The sequence below is a fragment of the Paenibacillus sp. J22R98 genome (assembly GCF_059383835.1).
Genome location: NZ_JBXENW010000005.1, coordinates 96,761 through 111,320 on the forward strand (window position 1 = coordinate 96,761; position 14,560 = coordinate 111,320).

Genomic DNA, 14,560 nt, shown 5'->3' on the forward strand with positions numbered 1-14,560 from the left:
TGATCAACCGCTGCCGCGCGGTGAATTCCCCTGCCCTCTTAATTTCCCTATTGCTTCTAACGATTCAGGATTTTCAAGTGCTGACAAGTCGCCCGGAGCAATCGATAAATAAGTAGATCGTATCACTCTGCGCATGACCTTCGCATTTCTTGTTTTGGGTAATGCGTCTACGATGTGAATGGCAGACGGCTTGAATGCTTTGCCAAGTCGATTGGCAACCCATACATATAGTTCAGAAGTCAACTCAGTCGTTTCTTGTTGGTTTACCAACTTATGGTCTACGACGACAAAACAAACCGCTGCTTCTCCTTTCAGATCATCAGGCACGCCAATCGCCGCAGCTTCGACCACACGAGGATGCTCGACGAGCAAAGATTCGAGTTCTGTGGGTCCGAGCCGTTTGCCAGCCAAGTTAAGCGTGTCATCGGAGCGTCCTGTAATCGTCCAATAACCATCTTCATCTAACTCCACCCAATCGCCATGCACCCAAATATCAGGCCAGCGCGACCAATATGTCGCCTCGTATCGCTGCGGTTCTTCCCAGAAACCGCTTGCCATTCCAAGCCATACGTTCTTGAGCACCAACTCCCCGACCTCGCCGAGAACCGGCTTTCCTTCCTGTGAGAACACATCTGCATGCATCCCAGGAATGGCGGAGTTAAAACCTGCCGGAGCAATCGCCTTAAGCAGCACGTTTCCCAGAATACCTCCTGATATTTCGGTGCCGCCTGAATAATTAACAATCGGTATCCTCTCCTGACCGACATCATGGAATAACCATTGCCACGGTTCCGGATTCCAAGGTTCGCCCGACGAACCGATGACCCGGAGCGAAGTCAGATCGCACCCCCTGTAACAATCATCGCCGTGCTTCATCAAGCTGCGAATTAGCGTTGGTGAAACGCCGAGATGCGTTACTTTATGTTTGTTAACGAGGTTAAACACCCGGTTCGGACCGGGATAATCCGGCGCCCCTTCGTACAACACCATCGTGCCGCCACTCAATAAGGTGCCATACACCATGAAAGGCCCCATCATCCAGCCCATATCGGTGAGCCATAACATCGTGTCACCGGGCCGGAAATCCATCACGTAACCGGCGTCGAATGCGGCTTTGAGCGGAAATCCGCTGTGCGTATGGACGATGCCTTTTGGCGCGCCGGTTGTCCCGGAGGTATATAAGAGCATTAATGGCTCTGTGCTGTCCATCGGTACTGCTGGGACTGGTTTCGGATCTTCACCGTCTATTGCGTGCATAAGCTCGGACCAGTCAACATCACGTCCCTGCCGAAGTGTGATCGGGATGTTTAGCCGCCGTACAACAACTATCCTCACGATAGAAGCTGCCGCATCAGCCGCTTTGTCGGCTTCTTCTTTCATGTGGATCTGCTTTCCGCGCCGATAATAGCCATCAGCTGTAATGAGATATTTACAGCCTGATCCTTCCATCCGTTTAGCTGCCGCTTCGGCGCTGTAGCCGGAATAGATCGGAACAGCTATCGCGCCTAATTTAGCCAAGGCAAGCATCGCGATTACAGTTTCAGGGATCATCGGCACATATAGGGCAACGCGTTCGCCCACGCTTAATCCCAATTGCCGCCGCAATCCCTGTGCAGCATGATCCACTTGCTGAGCAAGCTCGGTATAGGTGAGGCTTCGAGTTTGACCCTCCTCACCTTCCCAAATGATCGCCTTCCCGCCAGCTGCCACAGGGTCCAACAACCATTTGTCGACCGCATTCGAAACGATATTCATCCGCCCTTGTGTAAACCAAGAAGGCCAGCTCATGCCGGCTGTAAAATCAATAACCTGCTTATAGGGACTGGCCCATTCAATCCCCATGTCCCGCACGACCGCCTCCCAGAACCAGCTGATGTCCTCAATCGATTTGCGATAGAAAGCCTCATAATCGGTGATTCCATGTTTGGACATGAGCCGAAACAATCGTGTTTGCTCGATCTCCGATTGAATAGGGAACCACACCGGATTTTGCCGCATATTCAGCATCTCCTTCAGGTTCCGGCCGGATTATGCATCAGGACGAGAAACCCAGCTGTATACGTAATTCATATCTTCTACAGATTGCAGATGCTCAACGACATGAAGCGGACGGAAGGTATCGATCATAACCGCCAGTTCATTCGTCTCCTTCTTGCCAATGCTCTCTTCCACTTTGCCGGGATGAGGTCCATGCGGAATGCCGGAGGGATGAAGCGTCATGGAACCTTCTTCAATCCCTTTACGACTGCCGAAGTTCCCTTTCACATAATAAAGCACCTCATCGCTATCCACATTGCTGTGAAAATACGGCGCGGGGATTGATTCCGGATGATAATCGTACAGTCTAGGACAGAACGAACAGATTACAAATTGATTACCCTCGAACGTTTGATGAATCGGCGGCGGCATATGAATGCGGCCCGTAATCGGTTCGAAATCGCGAATATTCAATATCCACGGATAGAGATAGCCATCCCAGCCGACGACATCCAGAGGATGATGGGCGAAAATATGTGCGTGCATATAGCCGCCTTTTCGAGTACGTACTTCATATTCTCCCTTATCTGTAAACGTTTCCAATTGTTCGGGGAGCCGTATATCCCGTTCGCAGTACGGGCTGTGCTCCAGCAGCTGCCCCTGCTCATTGCGGTATCGTTTCGGCGTCGTAATCCAGCTGTTTGTTTCCACGATGAGAAGCTTTGTTTTGCCGGAATCCGGTACGACCCGGTAGATGGTTCCTATGGGAATCACGATGTAATCGCCGGGCCGGTATCGCAAGGTGCCGAACATGGTCTCGACCTTGCCAGACCCCTTGTGAACGAAAATCAATTCATCGCCATCCCCATTGCGGTAGTAGTAATCCATCGCCTCAGTAGGATGCGCGACGCCGATTAAGATGTCTTCGTTGCCGAACATATATTGCCTGCCGTAGATGGCATCCCCTTTTAAGATCAGACGGTTGGTGCGAAAATGGCGATGACGAAGCGCGCCTTGCGTCTCAAATTGCGGTTTGCCAGCTGAGAGCAATTGCGCTTTCGTGATCTCAGTCGGCGCATGATGATGATAGAGAATCGATTGGATGCCTGAGAAGCCTTTGGTTCCCATTACTTGTTCACGGTACAGCGTACCGTCAGGCTGACGAAATTGCGTATGTCGTTTCGGCGGAATCTCCCCCATCCGATGATAGAACGCCATGTTCCGCACCTCCCCTTCACTTCCCGGCTCTTACTTCCTTTCCAGTTCAAATGTGTCGGAAATCGCCCTCGTGTAGGTTTGACCCGCCATTCTGCCAATCGGTCTTAATAATTCGCTGTTGATTTTGCCGCCTTCGAATAAATCATCCTGTACATGGATGCATACGACCTGCCCGATCACTAGGCTGCCGGCGCCGGGAAGCTCGCCAAGCGTAACGATTTGATGTAACGTACATTCAAGCTGTACATCACTTTCTAGTACTCGCGGAGGCAGCACGCTGTGGCTCGGCACTTTCGTCAGACCCGTATAAGTGAATTCATCCACCTCAGGGGGGAATTCGATGGCGCAGTCATTCATTTGTGCGGCAATTTTCTCCCCGACAATGTTGATGACGAACTGCTTGGTCGCTTCAATATTGGCCAGCGTATCCTTCTTCTTCCCATCCGACCCTCGAATCATCGGCGCAAAACAGACCATCATCGGTTTCGCGCATATACCGGTAAAGAAGCTGAAGGGAGCTAAATTGCAATTACCTTGCAGATCAACAGTGGAGACAAAAGCAATAGGACGCGGCAGAACGGAGCCGATCAGCAGCTTGTAGGCATCCCTCCACGCAAGCGTGCCAGGATCTACTTTCATCGCACCCACTCCTCGAATTTGTCGTAATTTCTTATAAATTCCCTCTACGCGCTTGCTCTCGTTCAATCGATTCGAACAGCGCTTTAAAGTTGCCTTCTCCGAATCCGACAGCACCTTTACGTTGAATAATTTCGATGAATAACGTTGGACGATCTACGATTGGTTTGGTGAAAATTTGCAGCAAATACCCTTCATCGTCGCGGTCTACTAGGATATTTAATTCCTGGAGCTTCGCAATCTCCTCATCGATTGTACCGACTCGCTCTGTTAACATTTCATAATAGCTGTCCGGCGTGCTCAGGAACTCGATCCCATTAGCTTTTAATGCCATTACAGTTGATATGATGTCATTCGACAAAATAGCGATATGCTGGACGCCGGCGCCATGATAATAATCGAGGAATTCTTGAATCTGCGATTTCCGTTTCCCGGTCGCAGGCTCGTTGATCGGGAACTTAATCCGTCCGCCGCCAAACATAACCTTCGACATAAGCGCCGAATACTCAGTCGAGATGTCCTTGTCATCGAAATGGATCATCTGTTTAAAGCCCATGACCTTCTCGTAATACGACACCCATTCCTCCATCTGCTCCACATTGCCCACAACATGATCGATCCCGATTAACCCTGTCGATTGATGCGGAATGTTCAGTTCGCAAGCCTCATAATGAGGCAAAAACACACCTTTATAGTCACTCCGATTAATTAACGTATGGATGGTATCCCCATAAGTGCCGATGGCTGCCGTTGTTACGGTTCCTTTCGCATCCTTGTGCTCCCGAGGCTCCATAATCGGGATGCCTCCGCGTGCAACGGCTTCGTGGTATGCCTTCTCCACATCGTCGATTCGCATAGCGATGTCTTTCACGCCATCACCGTGTTTTTTGACAAACTCAGCAATCGGATGATCCGGCGATAACGAACCGCTGAGAACAAAACGCGCTTGATTCTGCTCCAGCAGATACGAGACCTTAGAGGATTCCCCTGTTTCTAAGCCCGCGTAAGCCGCCACCTTGAACCCGAACCCTTTGCTTAGATAATGCGCAGCTTGTTTTGCATTGCCGACATAAAGTTCGAGATAGTCGATGCCTCTGACCGGAAACAAATCCGATGGTTGATTGCTAACCCGTCGTTGTTTTTTCATGATGTCTCACCCTTTTTCTCACGGCAAGAGCCGCTTCCTCTTGCCGTTATCTTATTCAGCACCTGCGGACGTTGTCGAAGCAGCTATGTTAATATTTATTCAGCTAAAGGATGAACTATCCTAACCAATATGCATGGAACTGAAAAAGAGCTGCCTAAAGGCAGCTCTTGCGTGAATTATGATAAGTAGTTAGATCAGCACCGGAATGTTGATGGTCGACATGGCTTGTTTCTTCTGATCGTCGTTGACATGCGTATAAATCATGGTGGTTTCGATCGAGGAATGGCCAAGCAGTTCCTTAACAACCCGAATATCGATGCCATTTCGAAGCAGCATCGTCGCGAAGGTATGTCGTAATTTATGACAAGACAGCTTCATATCGGACAGCCCCGGTTTGTCCGCTTTGAAGGCGGCAAAGGTTTGCTCCGCAATCTTCTGAATTTGCCGGATGGACAACCGTTTCCCCTTCTGAGAGACGAAGAATGCTTCTTCTTTCTCGCGATAAGGAGCAATTCTTTCCTGTTCCACTTTATCCAGAATCGACATTAGCATATCGGGCACAGGAATCTCGTTCCACTTTCTCCCTTTACCGAAGACTTCGATTGTCCCCTTCGCTTTCTTGAAATCTTTGAGATTCAAGCGATGGACTTCGCCAACCCGCAAACCACAGTAGCTCATCAGTAAGAAAATCGCAAGATTGCGGTCACGGTACCGACCGTCAACAAAAGCTAAACTTTGAACAAGCTCCTCTTCCTCCAAGTAGACCGGTTTCTTGTTTTTCTCTGTCTTGGATTTCTTGACTTCCAGCGCGGGATTTCTTGTAGCCATCTCAAAATCGATCAAGGCTGCATAGAGAGAACGAATGGCGGATAACGTTCTGTTCCTCGTGCGATCACCTGTAGAATCTTGCTTAGAAACCAAATAACCGATCACATTCATCTTCCCGGCTTTCTGTGCCGAGAGCCCATCAAGCGATTGAAGATACGAGTATGCTTCTCTCTTATATTCTCTTTGCGTTGTTGGGGTATATCCTGCTTGTTTCATCCATATGTGAAAAGCGCGCAGCTCTTCCTCGTAATTTTCGTCGATTTCGTAGTTTTGGGGCATGGATTCACCTCTATGGTAGGCTGACTTTGATGAATATTGTCGATCTGAAACGAAAGTGCGCAAAATATGTGTTTTGCGCACTTATTATAGCATTGTTTTGGGTTAACATGCATGGATTTATCCGATTCTACTACCCCAAGCTAGAGGACTACGATCCGGCCTAGCTTCAGTGGTATATTTTTCTAATGATTGTACAGAATAACGTATGATCGTGGGTTCAATCTGCCTTAAAATTCCGTTACCTCGCCGATGATGGAGGGTTCAACAGTGTCTAATCTTTCCGTTACCCTGCCGATTCAGGAACAAATCCGAGATCGCATGAAGGGAGCCCCTGACTTCGTCATTCGACCATTCCCTCTCCGTGGATCTGCGGCTTTCACCTGCCTCTATCTATCCTCGATTGTGGAATCGGCTCTGGTGGATGAGTTTGTGGTCAAACCTATGCTTGCCGCCGTTCCTCTTGAAGAGGAACAGGAATTTGATATGGATGACCTAGACTGGTTTCATCGCCACATCCCCTTCGTCCAAAACAAGGAATGGACAGATGCCGATGAGGGCATCCGACTGCTGCTGGAAGGCCAGTGCCTCCTCATTCCAACGCACATAAACCGTTTCCTAAGCTTTGACGTCAAACGCAACGACTATCGCAGTGTAACCGAGCCACAGACGGAAGCCACCGTACGCGGACCACGGGAAGGTTTCGTCGAAGACATCGGTCGGAACGTGGCGCTCATTCGCAAACGACTCAAAAGTGAAAATTTGGTATTTGAACAGATGACAATCGGGACTAAGACGATGACCAAGGTGTATTTGACCTATTTACCTGACGTAGCCCCCGCAGGGGTCGTAGAAGAATTTCGTCGCAGGCTGCAGGCTATCCAAACTGACAGCATTCTGGAAAGCTCATATATGGAAGATTGGATCCAAGACAAGACGTGGTCACCGTTCCCGCAACTTATCGGGACAGAACGGCCGGACGCGGTAACGGGCAAATTGTTGGACGGGCAAGTAGCGCTTCTCACCGACGGCACCCCGATTGCCTTGATCGGTCCAGTGACTTTTTTTCAACTCTTCTCTTCACCGGAAGATTATTACCAGCGGCCGGATATCGCCACGCTTTCGCGATGGCTGCGCATGTTCGCTTTCATGCTCTCGGTCTTCATCCCTCCTTTATACATTGCTGTGGTCACCTTCCACCAGGAGCTGCTACCGACTTCGCTCTTGATTAATTTGGCCGCACAACGGGAAGCCGTTCCTTTCCCGGCGTTCCTGGAAGCCATGATCATGATGGTCACGTTCGAAATTTTGCGTGAAGCCGGTTTGCGAATGCCTCGGATTGCCGGTCAATCGATCTCCATCGTAGGCGCGCTCGTACTCGGCATGACGACGGTCGAAGCTGGACTTGTCTCGGCGGCCATGGTTATTGTCGTTTCGATCACGGCCATCTCCAATTTCGTGTCGCCTATTTATGGCTTTGGCGTAGCGCAGCGAATCCTCCAGTTCGTGTTCATGCTCCTGGCCGGTTTTATGGGATTATACGGTATTCTGTGCGGGACATTGTTTGTCTTGATCCATCTAGTCTCTTTGCGATCCTTCGGAGTGAAATACATGTCTCCCATCGCGCCTTTAGTTCTGTCAGACTTCAAAGACACGATCCTGCGCGTTCCTCGGTTCTGGATGAAACGTACACCTCAGATGTTCTCTAGAAAAAAATAGGGGGCCGAACATTGCGAAAATTATGGCTCTTGATCTTACTAGTCGCCTTACTTCTCTGTTCAGGCTGCTGGGACAAGAAGGAAATCAACGAACTGGCAATCGTCACCACTTTCGGCATCGACCGGGAACCAAAGACGGGTAAGTATATCGCTTATTACCAAGTCATTAATCCGCCGGCCCTTTCCTCCAGGCAAGGCGGCGGATCCAAGGCGTCGGTTTACACCTATCGTTTCAAGGAATATAGCTTGGGCAGGTTCATGCAGAAAACGTCCACGATGATGCCGCGTTTGCTTTTCACTTCACATTTGCAGTGCTATATTTTATCCGAAGAGGTAGCCCGTCAAGGTATCATTGATATCCTTAACTACTTGGAAACGACACCCGAATGGCGCATGAATGTTTATCTGTTTGTGACGGATTCCCCTCTAAAGGACGTTATGAACAGCTTTACGACACTCGAAAAGGTGCCCGGACGCCATGCCACTTCGCTTGTTCGCATTTTATCGCGGGGGTCCTTTACGGGAGGCGTAGAGCCGATCCGTGTCAAAGACATCGTGACAGGAATGGAATTCCAACTGCCGACACTCATACCGATGATCCACTACCGCGGCAAACCGGCGGATACTACGGAGAGAATGGAGCAGATTGACGTCAGCGAACAAGCCCCTTCCTTTTTTGCGGACAGCGCGGTTTTCTTCAAAGGACGCATGGTAGGACGCTTGGACAGTGAGAATAAATACTATTACCACATCCTGAACACTAAATATCGGAAATTCACAGAAACGGTTAAAGTAGGTGGAAGTTACGTCGACGTCGAGACGAGTAACGTCCAAGTGAAACGGAAATGGAACCGATCCGCCAACCGTCTCAACATCCACATTCATGCTGAACTCCGCATATTGAACAACACACAGAATACCAAGTTAACATTGGAAAACTTACACATGATCGAAAAGGCGTTTAATCGCGTCGTAGCAGAAAAAGCGAAGAAGATGGTTGTACTGGGAAAGCGAAATAACTGGGATCTGTTGGGCTTGCAGGATGAAGGGGCTACTGCGGCTACATGGCGGCAGACGTTCGTGAATTTCACGGTCACTTCTGACATTACGACGACCGGCAACAAGAGTGATCCCTATACCAAGGAAGGCAAGGAAGGATGAAAAGCATATGAATCCCATCCGGCTCAGCGCGTGGCAGTTTCATTTGATGACGCAAGTCTATGTCATCGGAACTGCATTTATTTTGCTGCCCGGCCCAATCATTTCAAGCGCAAAACAATATGGTTGGGTTGTCGTCATTTGGGCGACCTTGTATGGGCTGGTGCTTGCTTTCGGCTACTTGTACCTTGCCAAGCTGTATCCGGGAAAGACACTTGTCGAGATCGCTTTGCAGGCATTCGGCAAGTGGGCTGGCGGCTTCATCTCTTTACTGTATATCATCTTTTTCATCCAAATTGCATCGTGGGTTACCCGCGAACTTGGTGATTTCATGCATATTAACCTCATGCCACGCACACCTATTTCTTTTTTCCATATCATGATCTTGCTTGTCAGTGCGTACGCCGTGTCGAAGGGAATTGAATCAATCGCCTTGGTGAACGAACTTCTGGTGCCTTACCTCTATTTAGCGTTTTGGGTTCCGATAGTCATCATGATGCGGGAGTGGAACTGGCGTTATTTTCACGTCTCCTACCCTTTCCAGCTTAGCGATGTCATTATTCAAACCCGATTCGTGTTGGCGTTCCCCTTTATGGAGACAGTGGCGTTCTTGATGTTCATACCGTTTGTGCAAGGGAAAGTGAAAATCCCGTTTATTGCGGGAATCGCTTTCTCTGGCTTAATGTTGACGGGGTGCGTTTTTATTTCGATTGGGGTTCTTGGTGTGTATCGCGGGCAAAAATTGGTTTACCCCATCTTTTCGATCTTCCGAGAAATGAGATTTACCGGCTTCATCGAGCATTTGGAAGCGATTCTGGCCGTGAATATCGTGCTGGTAGTCTGTATGAAGCTGTGCATACTATTTTATTGCGCCGTTTCCGGCGTTTGTCAGTTGTTCAAAATTGAGAAGCGAAACATTGTGATTTATCCAATGGTGTGGATCATTTCCGCGTATTCGTTGCTGTTTATGAATATAGTCGAACTTCTCGATTGGGTAAAAAATTATTTGTTCGAATACTACTCCTTATTCGCCGTGGCGTTTCCCGCACTCTTCATCGTAGCGGCCAAATGGAGAAATAACGGTCGGCTTATGAAGAAGGACGGCTCGGCATGAGTATTCTGGCCGCCGTCTATGCCTTAACAATCGGAATCGGTTTCGCATTGCGAAAATTCGGCACGTATACGGGCAAAGAGACTGCCGTTTTCTTCTCAATCACAACGATCGGAGCCGGATTATGGCTCAGTATCGTTCTGCATCATCCGTTAGATTTGAATGATGCGATCGCCTTCATCATCGAACGAGTCCTGCATTAAATTCACATCAAAGAAGCCGATATCTCCATAGATACCGGCTTCTTATTGTTAAATAATATTGATCTTCATATTTCAGAGCTAAATTAACGCAGCGACCTGAGTCCATTGCGAAGTTCGTTCACAAAGAGCATCGGCTGCTCCCACGCCGCGAAGTGTCCGCCCTTGTCGAGCTTATTGTAGTAAATAAGATTCGGATACGCCTTCTGTGTCCAGCTCTTCGGCGCTTCATAGACCTCGTCAGGAAAAACGCTCACGGCAACGGGAAGTTTGACGCCATAGGTGCCAAAGAACGGGTATTTATTTTCCCAGTAGAGGCGAGCCGAAGAAATCGGCGTGTTGGTTAACCAGTAGAGCGTGATGTTGTCGAGCACATCGTCTCGGGAAAGGCCCTCCGGTTGTCCATTGAATGCCTTCGTAATCAAATCCAGACTCTTCGCATCATGGTCCAGCATAAAAGCGGCCATACCTACAGGCGAATCCGCAAGCCCCGTAAGCGTCTGCGGGCGAGTTCCCATCATCAGGGCGTATGCAACATGCTTGTAAAAGAAGTCCAGCTGCTCGCAAGCTCGTTTTTCTTCGCCAGTCAGACTAGGCGGGCAGCCCTTGCCGGATTGAATCGCCTTCTCAAGATCGGACGGAACTACAAAGGGCAAGTTGGTGTGAATGCCGATCAGTCCACTAGGCTGTTGGACAGCCATTACTTCTGCTATAATAGCGCCCCAGTCGCCGCCTTGCGCCACATACTTCTTGTAACCAAGTCGATTCATCAGCTCTCCGTAAGCACGAGCTATGCGGTCAGGACCCCAACCGGTCGCGGTCGGTTTTCCCGAAAAGCCAAAACCAGGCATCGACGGAATGACGACATCGAACGCGTCCGATGCCTTCCCGCCATAGGCCGTGGGATTGGTCAGTGGGTCGATTAACTTCAGCTTCTCGACAATCGAGCCCGGCCATCCGTGCATAATGATGATTGGCAGCGCGTTTTCATGCTTCGATCGGACGTGAATGAACTGAATGTCCTCCCCATCGATATTGGTGACGAACATCGGCAGAGTGTTCAACTTGTCCTCGAATTTGCGCCAGTCGTAATCGTTCGCCCAATAATGGGCCAAGTTCTTCATCGTTGCAAGCTGCGTACCTTGCGATTGATCCGACACCGTTTCTTTATCCGGCCATCTTGTCGCAAGAATACGCCTGCGCAAGTCGGTAAGTTCCGCCTCAGGAATATGCACTTGAAACGGTCGAATGGCTTTCGAATCCGCTTCGGATTCAAGCGGGGCTCCGTACGAGTTCGCACTAACCGTTAAGGATATCGAGTCGAGCGTCGTCAATACTAAGGATAAAGTCACAAGCATGGCTAATCGAAACCAGAACTTGCTGCTGTTTAAATTCAATTGTAGGCTTGCTCCTTTTAGAAAGTTAGTGGGGTTATCTTTATCATTAGCTTCCTAACAAAGCAGAACAATTATCCATGATTACAAAATAAAAAAAGCCGCGCGAACGCGGCCCGGCAATTCTACAACATGATCTGGCGGCACTTCAGACGATGAATGTACCGATATGCGCTAGCATAGCGTCCAACACCGCTTCGAGCGGATTCGTCTCTTTTCTAACCTGAGTAAGGAGAAGCCCTCCCTGAAGTGCAGTCAACAGCGCAAGCGCGAGATGGTTCGGGTCCGCATCGGCCCTTAGTTCTCCACGGTCATACATTGCGCGAATTCCTTTGCGAATAGCGAGCTCCCACTGCATAAATCCGGCTACGAGCTCGCTTCGAGCTTCCGGATCTGTATCCGCCAGGGCACTGGCAAGCGAGCCAATCGAACAGCCACCTTGGAATTGCCGTTCAATTTGTAGCTTCACAACTGCATCGCGCCACGCGCGAAGCGACTCCATGCTATCCAAATGGCTAAGCAGAGGCTCCTGGGCATCCAGCACCTGTTCGGTTTGATACACAATAACCGCCAATACGAGATCGCGCTTCTCCTTGAAGTAGTGGTACAGCTGGGAGGCGCTGACCTTAGCCTCCCGCTGTACGTCTTCCACGCTTGTACCCGCAACGCCGCGATCAAACATCAATTTGGCCGCGGCAGCGACGATACGTGCGCGTGTTTCTTTTCCTTTTTTCGTCAGCCGCTGCTCTGGTTTTTTAACATCCATTATATTTTCCATGCATGTAGTATAACAAAAATGGAATTTACAATCCATAAAAAAGCGGTGGTTCTTCAGATCGTCATGACTAAAAAAATTAAACTGCGGTTTGTCCACCGTCGACGGCAAGGTTTGTGCCATGAATGAAGCTAGCGCGATCCGTCGCGAGGAAGACGACAGCCTCTGCAATCTCATCCGCTGAAGCTGGACGGCCTGCCGGCGCTTGGGCAGCAAGTTGATCAAGACCTTCGCCCATGGCATCAGTTCCTTCGGTGCGCGTAGGTCCTGGACTAACGGTATTGACACGGACCCCGCTTGGGCCGTATTCGGCCGCCCACGCTTTGGTAAGCAGGTTGATAGCCGCTTTGCTCGAACCGTATAGACTCATACCCGACATTCCGTAATCGGCGAGCATCGTCGAGATGTTGACGATCGCCCCCTTGCCACTTTCCGCCATCAGCGGCGCCAATTCGGCGACTAGAAAATAAGGTGCTTTGACGTTCAGTGCATACACGCGTTCAAAATCATCCTCCGTCGTTTCATGCGTCGGTCCAAATGGGAAGACGCCTGCATTATTGACAAGAATGTCGATTCGTCCGTTACCTAGTTCGACTGCTCGCTTCGCCAGGCTTCTTGCGCTCGACGCGTCGCTAAGATCCGTCTGCACGAAATCTGCTTTTCCTCCCGCTGCGCGAATAGCCTTAATTGTCTGTTCGCCACGCTCTACATTGCGACCCGCAACCACGACATGGACGCCTTGTGCGGCGAGTTGATTCGCAACTGCCCGACCAATTCCGCTTGTTCCTCCTGTAATAAGTGCTGTTGTTTGTTTTGAATTCATATTATTCTATCCCCTTTTGTTTTTTTGGAGTGTTCAATCCATTCCACAGAGCTCATACTAACAAACCGTTTTTGGATTGTCAACTCCAAAAAAAGCATCGGTTCTTAAGTTCATATCGATAAAGCCAAGGAGTTGTTATCGTTTCTTTCGTTTCACCCCTATCAAAAAATAAAAGCTGCCGAATTAGACGGCAGCTTTTATTTCCGGGTTCAGTTCTTTCAATTGCTACAAATCGCAGACACTCGAGTTGTTATTTACCCGTTCTACCTGCTTCGCGAAAGTATACGGCTTTCTGGACAATAGAGATAATGGTGAGAACTATGATAGGCAACGGCGAAAATTCAAACAGGAAGGAATAAAGAACGAAGAACAAAATGCTGCTATAGAGCAGCAGATTAACAGCCTTGAAGGAACTATAAGAGGACCGATAAACATAGAATCGCTCAGCTTCATCCAGTTTATCGAACAACTCGCGTTGAGCGTTTCTTGAACGCATCGAGATCGAGCGATCCGGAAACAGCTTGTTATAATGACGAAGGATGATGGCTTGCAAAAGAACCGCAATTAAGATAAATACAACAGAACAAAACAAGTTCACAATCAGGAAGATCTCTTGATCATTGGCTTGAGCTTCCCTGCTGGCGAAATAGGCCATGCAAAGCGCGAACCACAAAAAGGCTGTCATATAATTGAAAGCGCCCATCTTCATGAGCGTGCCAACCGCATGCTCCCGTACAGTATATTCTTCCTCTAACCTATAAGGCTCGCTATTCGATTTTGACGATAACCGAAGAATTCCAATGATACTCCATATCGTGAATAAGAGACAAGCAATGGCTATAACCCCGAATATCATATCGTAGTCGTAAAATATCCCGGGGTTAAACGTTAAATCGTCCGGATGCGGAATTGAATCGCTGGTTAGAAGGAAGCCGCAAATCCCTCCAACGACCATCATGAATAGCAAATACAGCACGGTTATATTTTTCGATTTAGCTTTCATTCTTCTCCCCATCCCCCTCTAAGAAAAATATAGACTCCACTTGCTCTTGAAAAACAGCCGAGATCTTCAAGACCAATACGATCGAAGGCGCGTAATCCCCTCTTTCGATTAAGGCAATCGTTTGTCTGGATGCGCCGATTAATTGGGCAAGATCGCCTTGCGACAATCGATCGCGAGCCCTCAACTCTCGGACGCGGTTGCGTAATTCAGCCACCTCATCACCTCCATATTGGGATTATATATGATTATCGTCATTTTGTATATTATCATATACATTTTGACTATAAATGTTTACA

14 protein-coding genes are annotated in these 14,560 nt (G+C 48.9%); 4 read left to right on the top strand and 10 right to left on the bottom strand.

Annotated elements, in window-relative coordinates; all coding sequences use genetic code 11:
* Window positions 1–3 precede the first annotated feature (3 nt).
* From AC50Y3_RS15965 to AC50Y3_RS15985, 5 genes are all read right to left on the bottom strand, one after another.
* Entirely contained in the window at window positions 4–1,998 is a 1,995-nt protein-coding gene (locus tag AC50Y3_RS15965) for an AMP-binding protein (RefSeq protein WP_494819716.1), read from the bottom strand.
* A gap of 30 nt (window positions 1,999–2,028) precedes the next feature.
* Window positions 2,029–3,195 (bottom strand): homogentisate 1,2-dioxygenase, encoded by a 1,167-nt coding sequence (locus tag AC50Y3_RS15970; protein ID WP_494819717.1) that lies wholly within the window; start codon window positions 3,193–3,195, stop codon window positions 2,029–2,031.
* A gap of 30 nt (window positions 3,196–3,225) precedes the next feature.
* Window positions 3,226–3,834: a flavin reductase family protein gene (locus AC50Y3_RS15975; RefSeq protein ID WP_494819718.1), complete on the bottom strand. Its 609-nt coding sequence runs from the start codon at window positions 3,832–3,834 to the stop codon at window positions 3,226–3,228.
* A 31-nt stretch (window positions 3,835–3,865) separates the two neighbouring features.
* Window positions 3,866–4,978: a 4-hydroxyphenylpyruvate dioxygenase gene (hppD, locus tag AC50Y3_RS15980; protein ID WP_494819719.1), complete on the bottom strand. Its 1,113-nt coding sequence runs from the start codon at window positions 4,976–4,978 to the stop codon at window positions 3,866–3,868.
* 189 nt (window positions 4,979–5,167) lie between these two features.
* The gene (locus AC50Y3_RS15985; RefSeq protein WP_494819720.1) at window positions 5,168–6,085 is read right to left on the bottom strand and encodes a tyrosine-type recombinase/integrase; all 918 of its coding nucleotides are present in this window, start codon (window positions 6,083–6,085) and stop codon (window positions 5,168–5,170) included.
* 267 nt (window positions 6,086–6,352) lie between these two features.
* Here AC50Y3_RS15985 and AC50Y3_RS15990 point away from each other — a divergent pair, with 267 nt between their 5' ends.
* From AC50Y3_RS15990 to AC50Y3_RS16005, 4 genes are read left to right on the top strand one after another with little or no spacing between them, the layout of a single operon-like run.
* Window positions 6,353–7,801 carry a spore germination protein gene (locus AC50Y3_RS15990; protein WP_494819721.1) on the top strand — a complete coding sequence of 483 codons (1,449 nt, stop codon included), beginning with the start codon at window positions 6,353–6,355 and terminating at the stop codon, window positions 7,799–7,801.
* Between the two features lie 11 nt (window positions 7,802–7,812).
* Window positions 7,813–8,961: a Ger(x)C family spore germination protein gene (locus tag AC50Y3_RS15995; RefSeq protein WP_494819722.1), complete on the top strand. Its 1,149-nt coding sequence runs from the start codon at window positions 7,813–7,815 to the stop codon at window positions 8,959–8,961.
* A 7-nt stretch (window positions 8,962–8,968) separates the two neighbouring features.
* A complete protein-coding gene (locus AC50Y3_RS16000; protein WP_494819723.1) occupies window positions 8,969–10,072 on the top strand; it encodes a GerAB/ArcD/ProY family transporter in 1,104 nt (367 codons plus the stop codon).
* Entirely contained in the window at window positions 10,069–10,272 is a 204-nt protein-coding gene (locus tag AC50Y3_RS16005; RefSeq protein ID WP_494819724.1) for a hypothetical protein, read from the top strand. The genes AC50Y3_RS16000 and AC50Y3_RS16005 overlap by 4 nt, the downstream gene beginning before the upstream one ends.
* Window positions 10,273–10,355: 83 nt before the next feature.
* Here AC50Y3_RS16005 and AC50Y3_RS16010 read toward each other — a convergent pair whose 3' ends face one another.
* From AC50Y3_RS16010 to AC50Y3_RS16030, 5 genes are all read right to left on the bottom strand, one after another.
* Complete coding sequence (locus tag AC50Y3_RS16010) at window positions 10,356–11,666, bottom strand: epoxide hydrolase family protein (protein ID WP_494819725.1); 1,311 nt, start codon at window positions 11,664–11,666, stop codon at window positions 10,356–10,358.
* 145 nt (window positions 11,667–11,811) lie between these two features.
* Window positions 11,812–12,429: a TetR/AcrR family transcriptional regulator gene (locus AC50Y3_RS16015; protein WP_494819726.1), complete on the bottom strand. Its 618-nt coding sequence runs from the start codon at window positions 12,427–12,429 to the stop codon at window positions 11,812–11,814.
* 88 nt (window positions 12,430–12,517) lie between these two features.
* Complete coding sequence (locus AC50Y3_RS16020) at window positions 12,518–13,261, bottom strand: SDR family NAD(P)-dependent oxidoreductase (RefSeq protein ID WP_494819727.1); 744 nt, start codon at window positions 13,259–13,261, stop codon at window positions 12,518–12,520.
* Between the two features lie 250 nt (window positions 13,262–13,511).
* The gene (locus AC50Y3_RS16025; protein WP_494819728.1) at window positions 13,512–14,264 is read right to left on the bottom strand and encodes a DUF3169 family protein; all 753 of its coding nucleotides are present in this window, start codon (window positions 14,262–14,264) and stop codon (window positions 13,512–13,514) included.
* Window positions 14,254–14,478: a helix-turn-helix transcriptional regulator gene (locus tag AC50Y3_RS16030; RefSeq protein WP_494819729.1), complete on the bottom strand. Its 225-nt coding sequence runs from the start codon at window positions 14,476–14,478 to the stop codon at window positions 14,254–14,256. Before AC50Y3_RS16030 ends, AC50Y3_RS16025 begins: the two co-directional genes overlap by 11 nt.
* Window positions 14,479–14,560 lie beyond the last annotated feature (82 nt).

Excerpts from the sequence above, each read along its gene's own strand:
- AC50Y3_RS15965 (WP_494819716.1), bottom strand. The coding sequence starts at position 1,998 with ATGCGGCAAAATCCGGTGTGGTTCCCTATTCAATCGGAGATCGAGCAA.
- AC50Y3_RS15970 (WP_494819717.1), bottom strand. The coding sequence starts at position 3,195 with ATGGCGTTCTATCATCGGATGGGGGAGATTCCGCCGAAACGACATACG.
- AC50Y3_RS15975 (WP_494819718.1), bottom strand. The coding sequence starts at position 3,834 with ATGAAAGTAGATCCTGGCACGCTTGCGTGGAGGGATGCCTACAAGCTG.
- hppD (WP_494819719.1), bottom strand. The coding sequence starts at position 4,978 with ATGAAAAAACAACGACGGGTTAGCAATCAACCATCGGATTTGTTTCCG.
- AC50Y3_RS15985 (WP_494819720.1), bottom strand. The coding sequence starts at position 6,085 with ATGCCCCAAAACTACGAAATCGACGAAAATTACGAGGAAGAGCTGCGC.
- AC50Y3_RS16000 (WP_494819723.1), top strand. The coding sequence starts at position 8,969 with ATGAATCCCATCCGGCTCAGCGCGTGGCAGTTTCATTTGATGACGCAA.
- AC50Y3_RS16005 (WP_494819724.1), top strand. The coding sequence starts at position 10,069 with ATGAGTATTCTGGCCGCCGTCTATGCCTTAACAATCGGAATCGGTTTC.
- AC50Y3_RS16015 (WP_494819726.1), bottom strand. The coding sequence starts at position 12,429 with ATGGATGTTAAAAAACCAGAGCAGCGGCTGACGAAAAAAGGAAAAGAA.
- AC50Y3_RS16020 (WP_494819727.1), bottom strand. The coding sequence starts at position 13,261 with ATGAATTCAAAACAAACAACAGCACTTATTACAGGAGGAACAAGCGGA.
- AC50Y3_RS16025 (WP_494819728.1), bottom strand. The coding sequence starts at position 14,264 with ATGAAAGCTAAATCGAAAAATATAACCGTGCTGTATTTGCTATTCATG.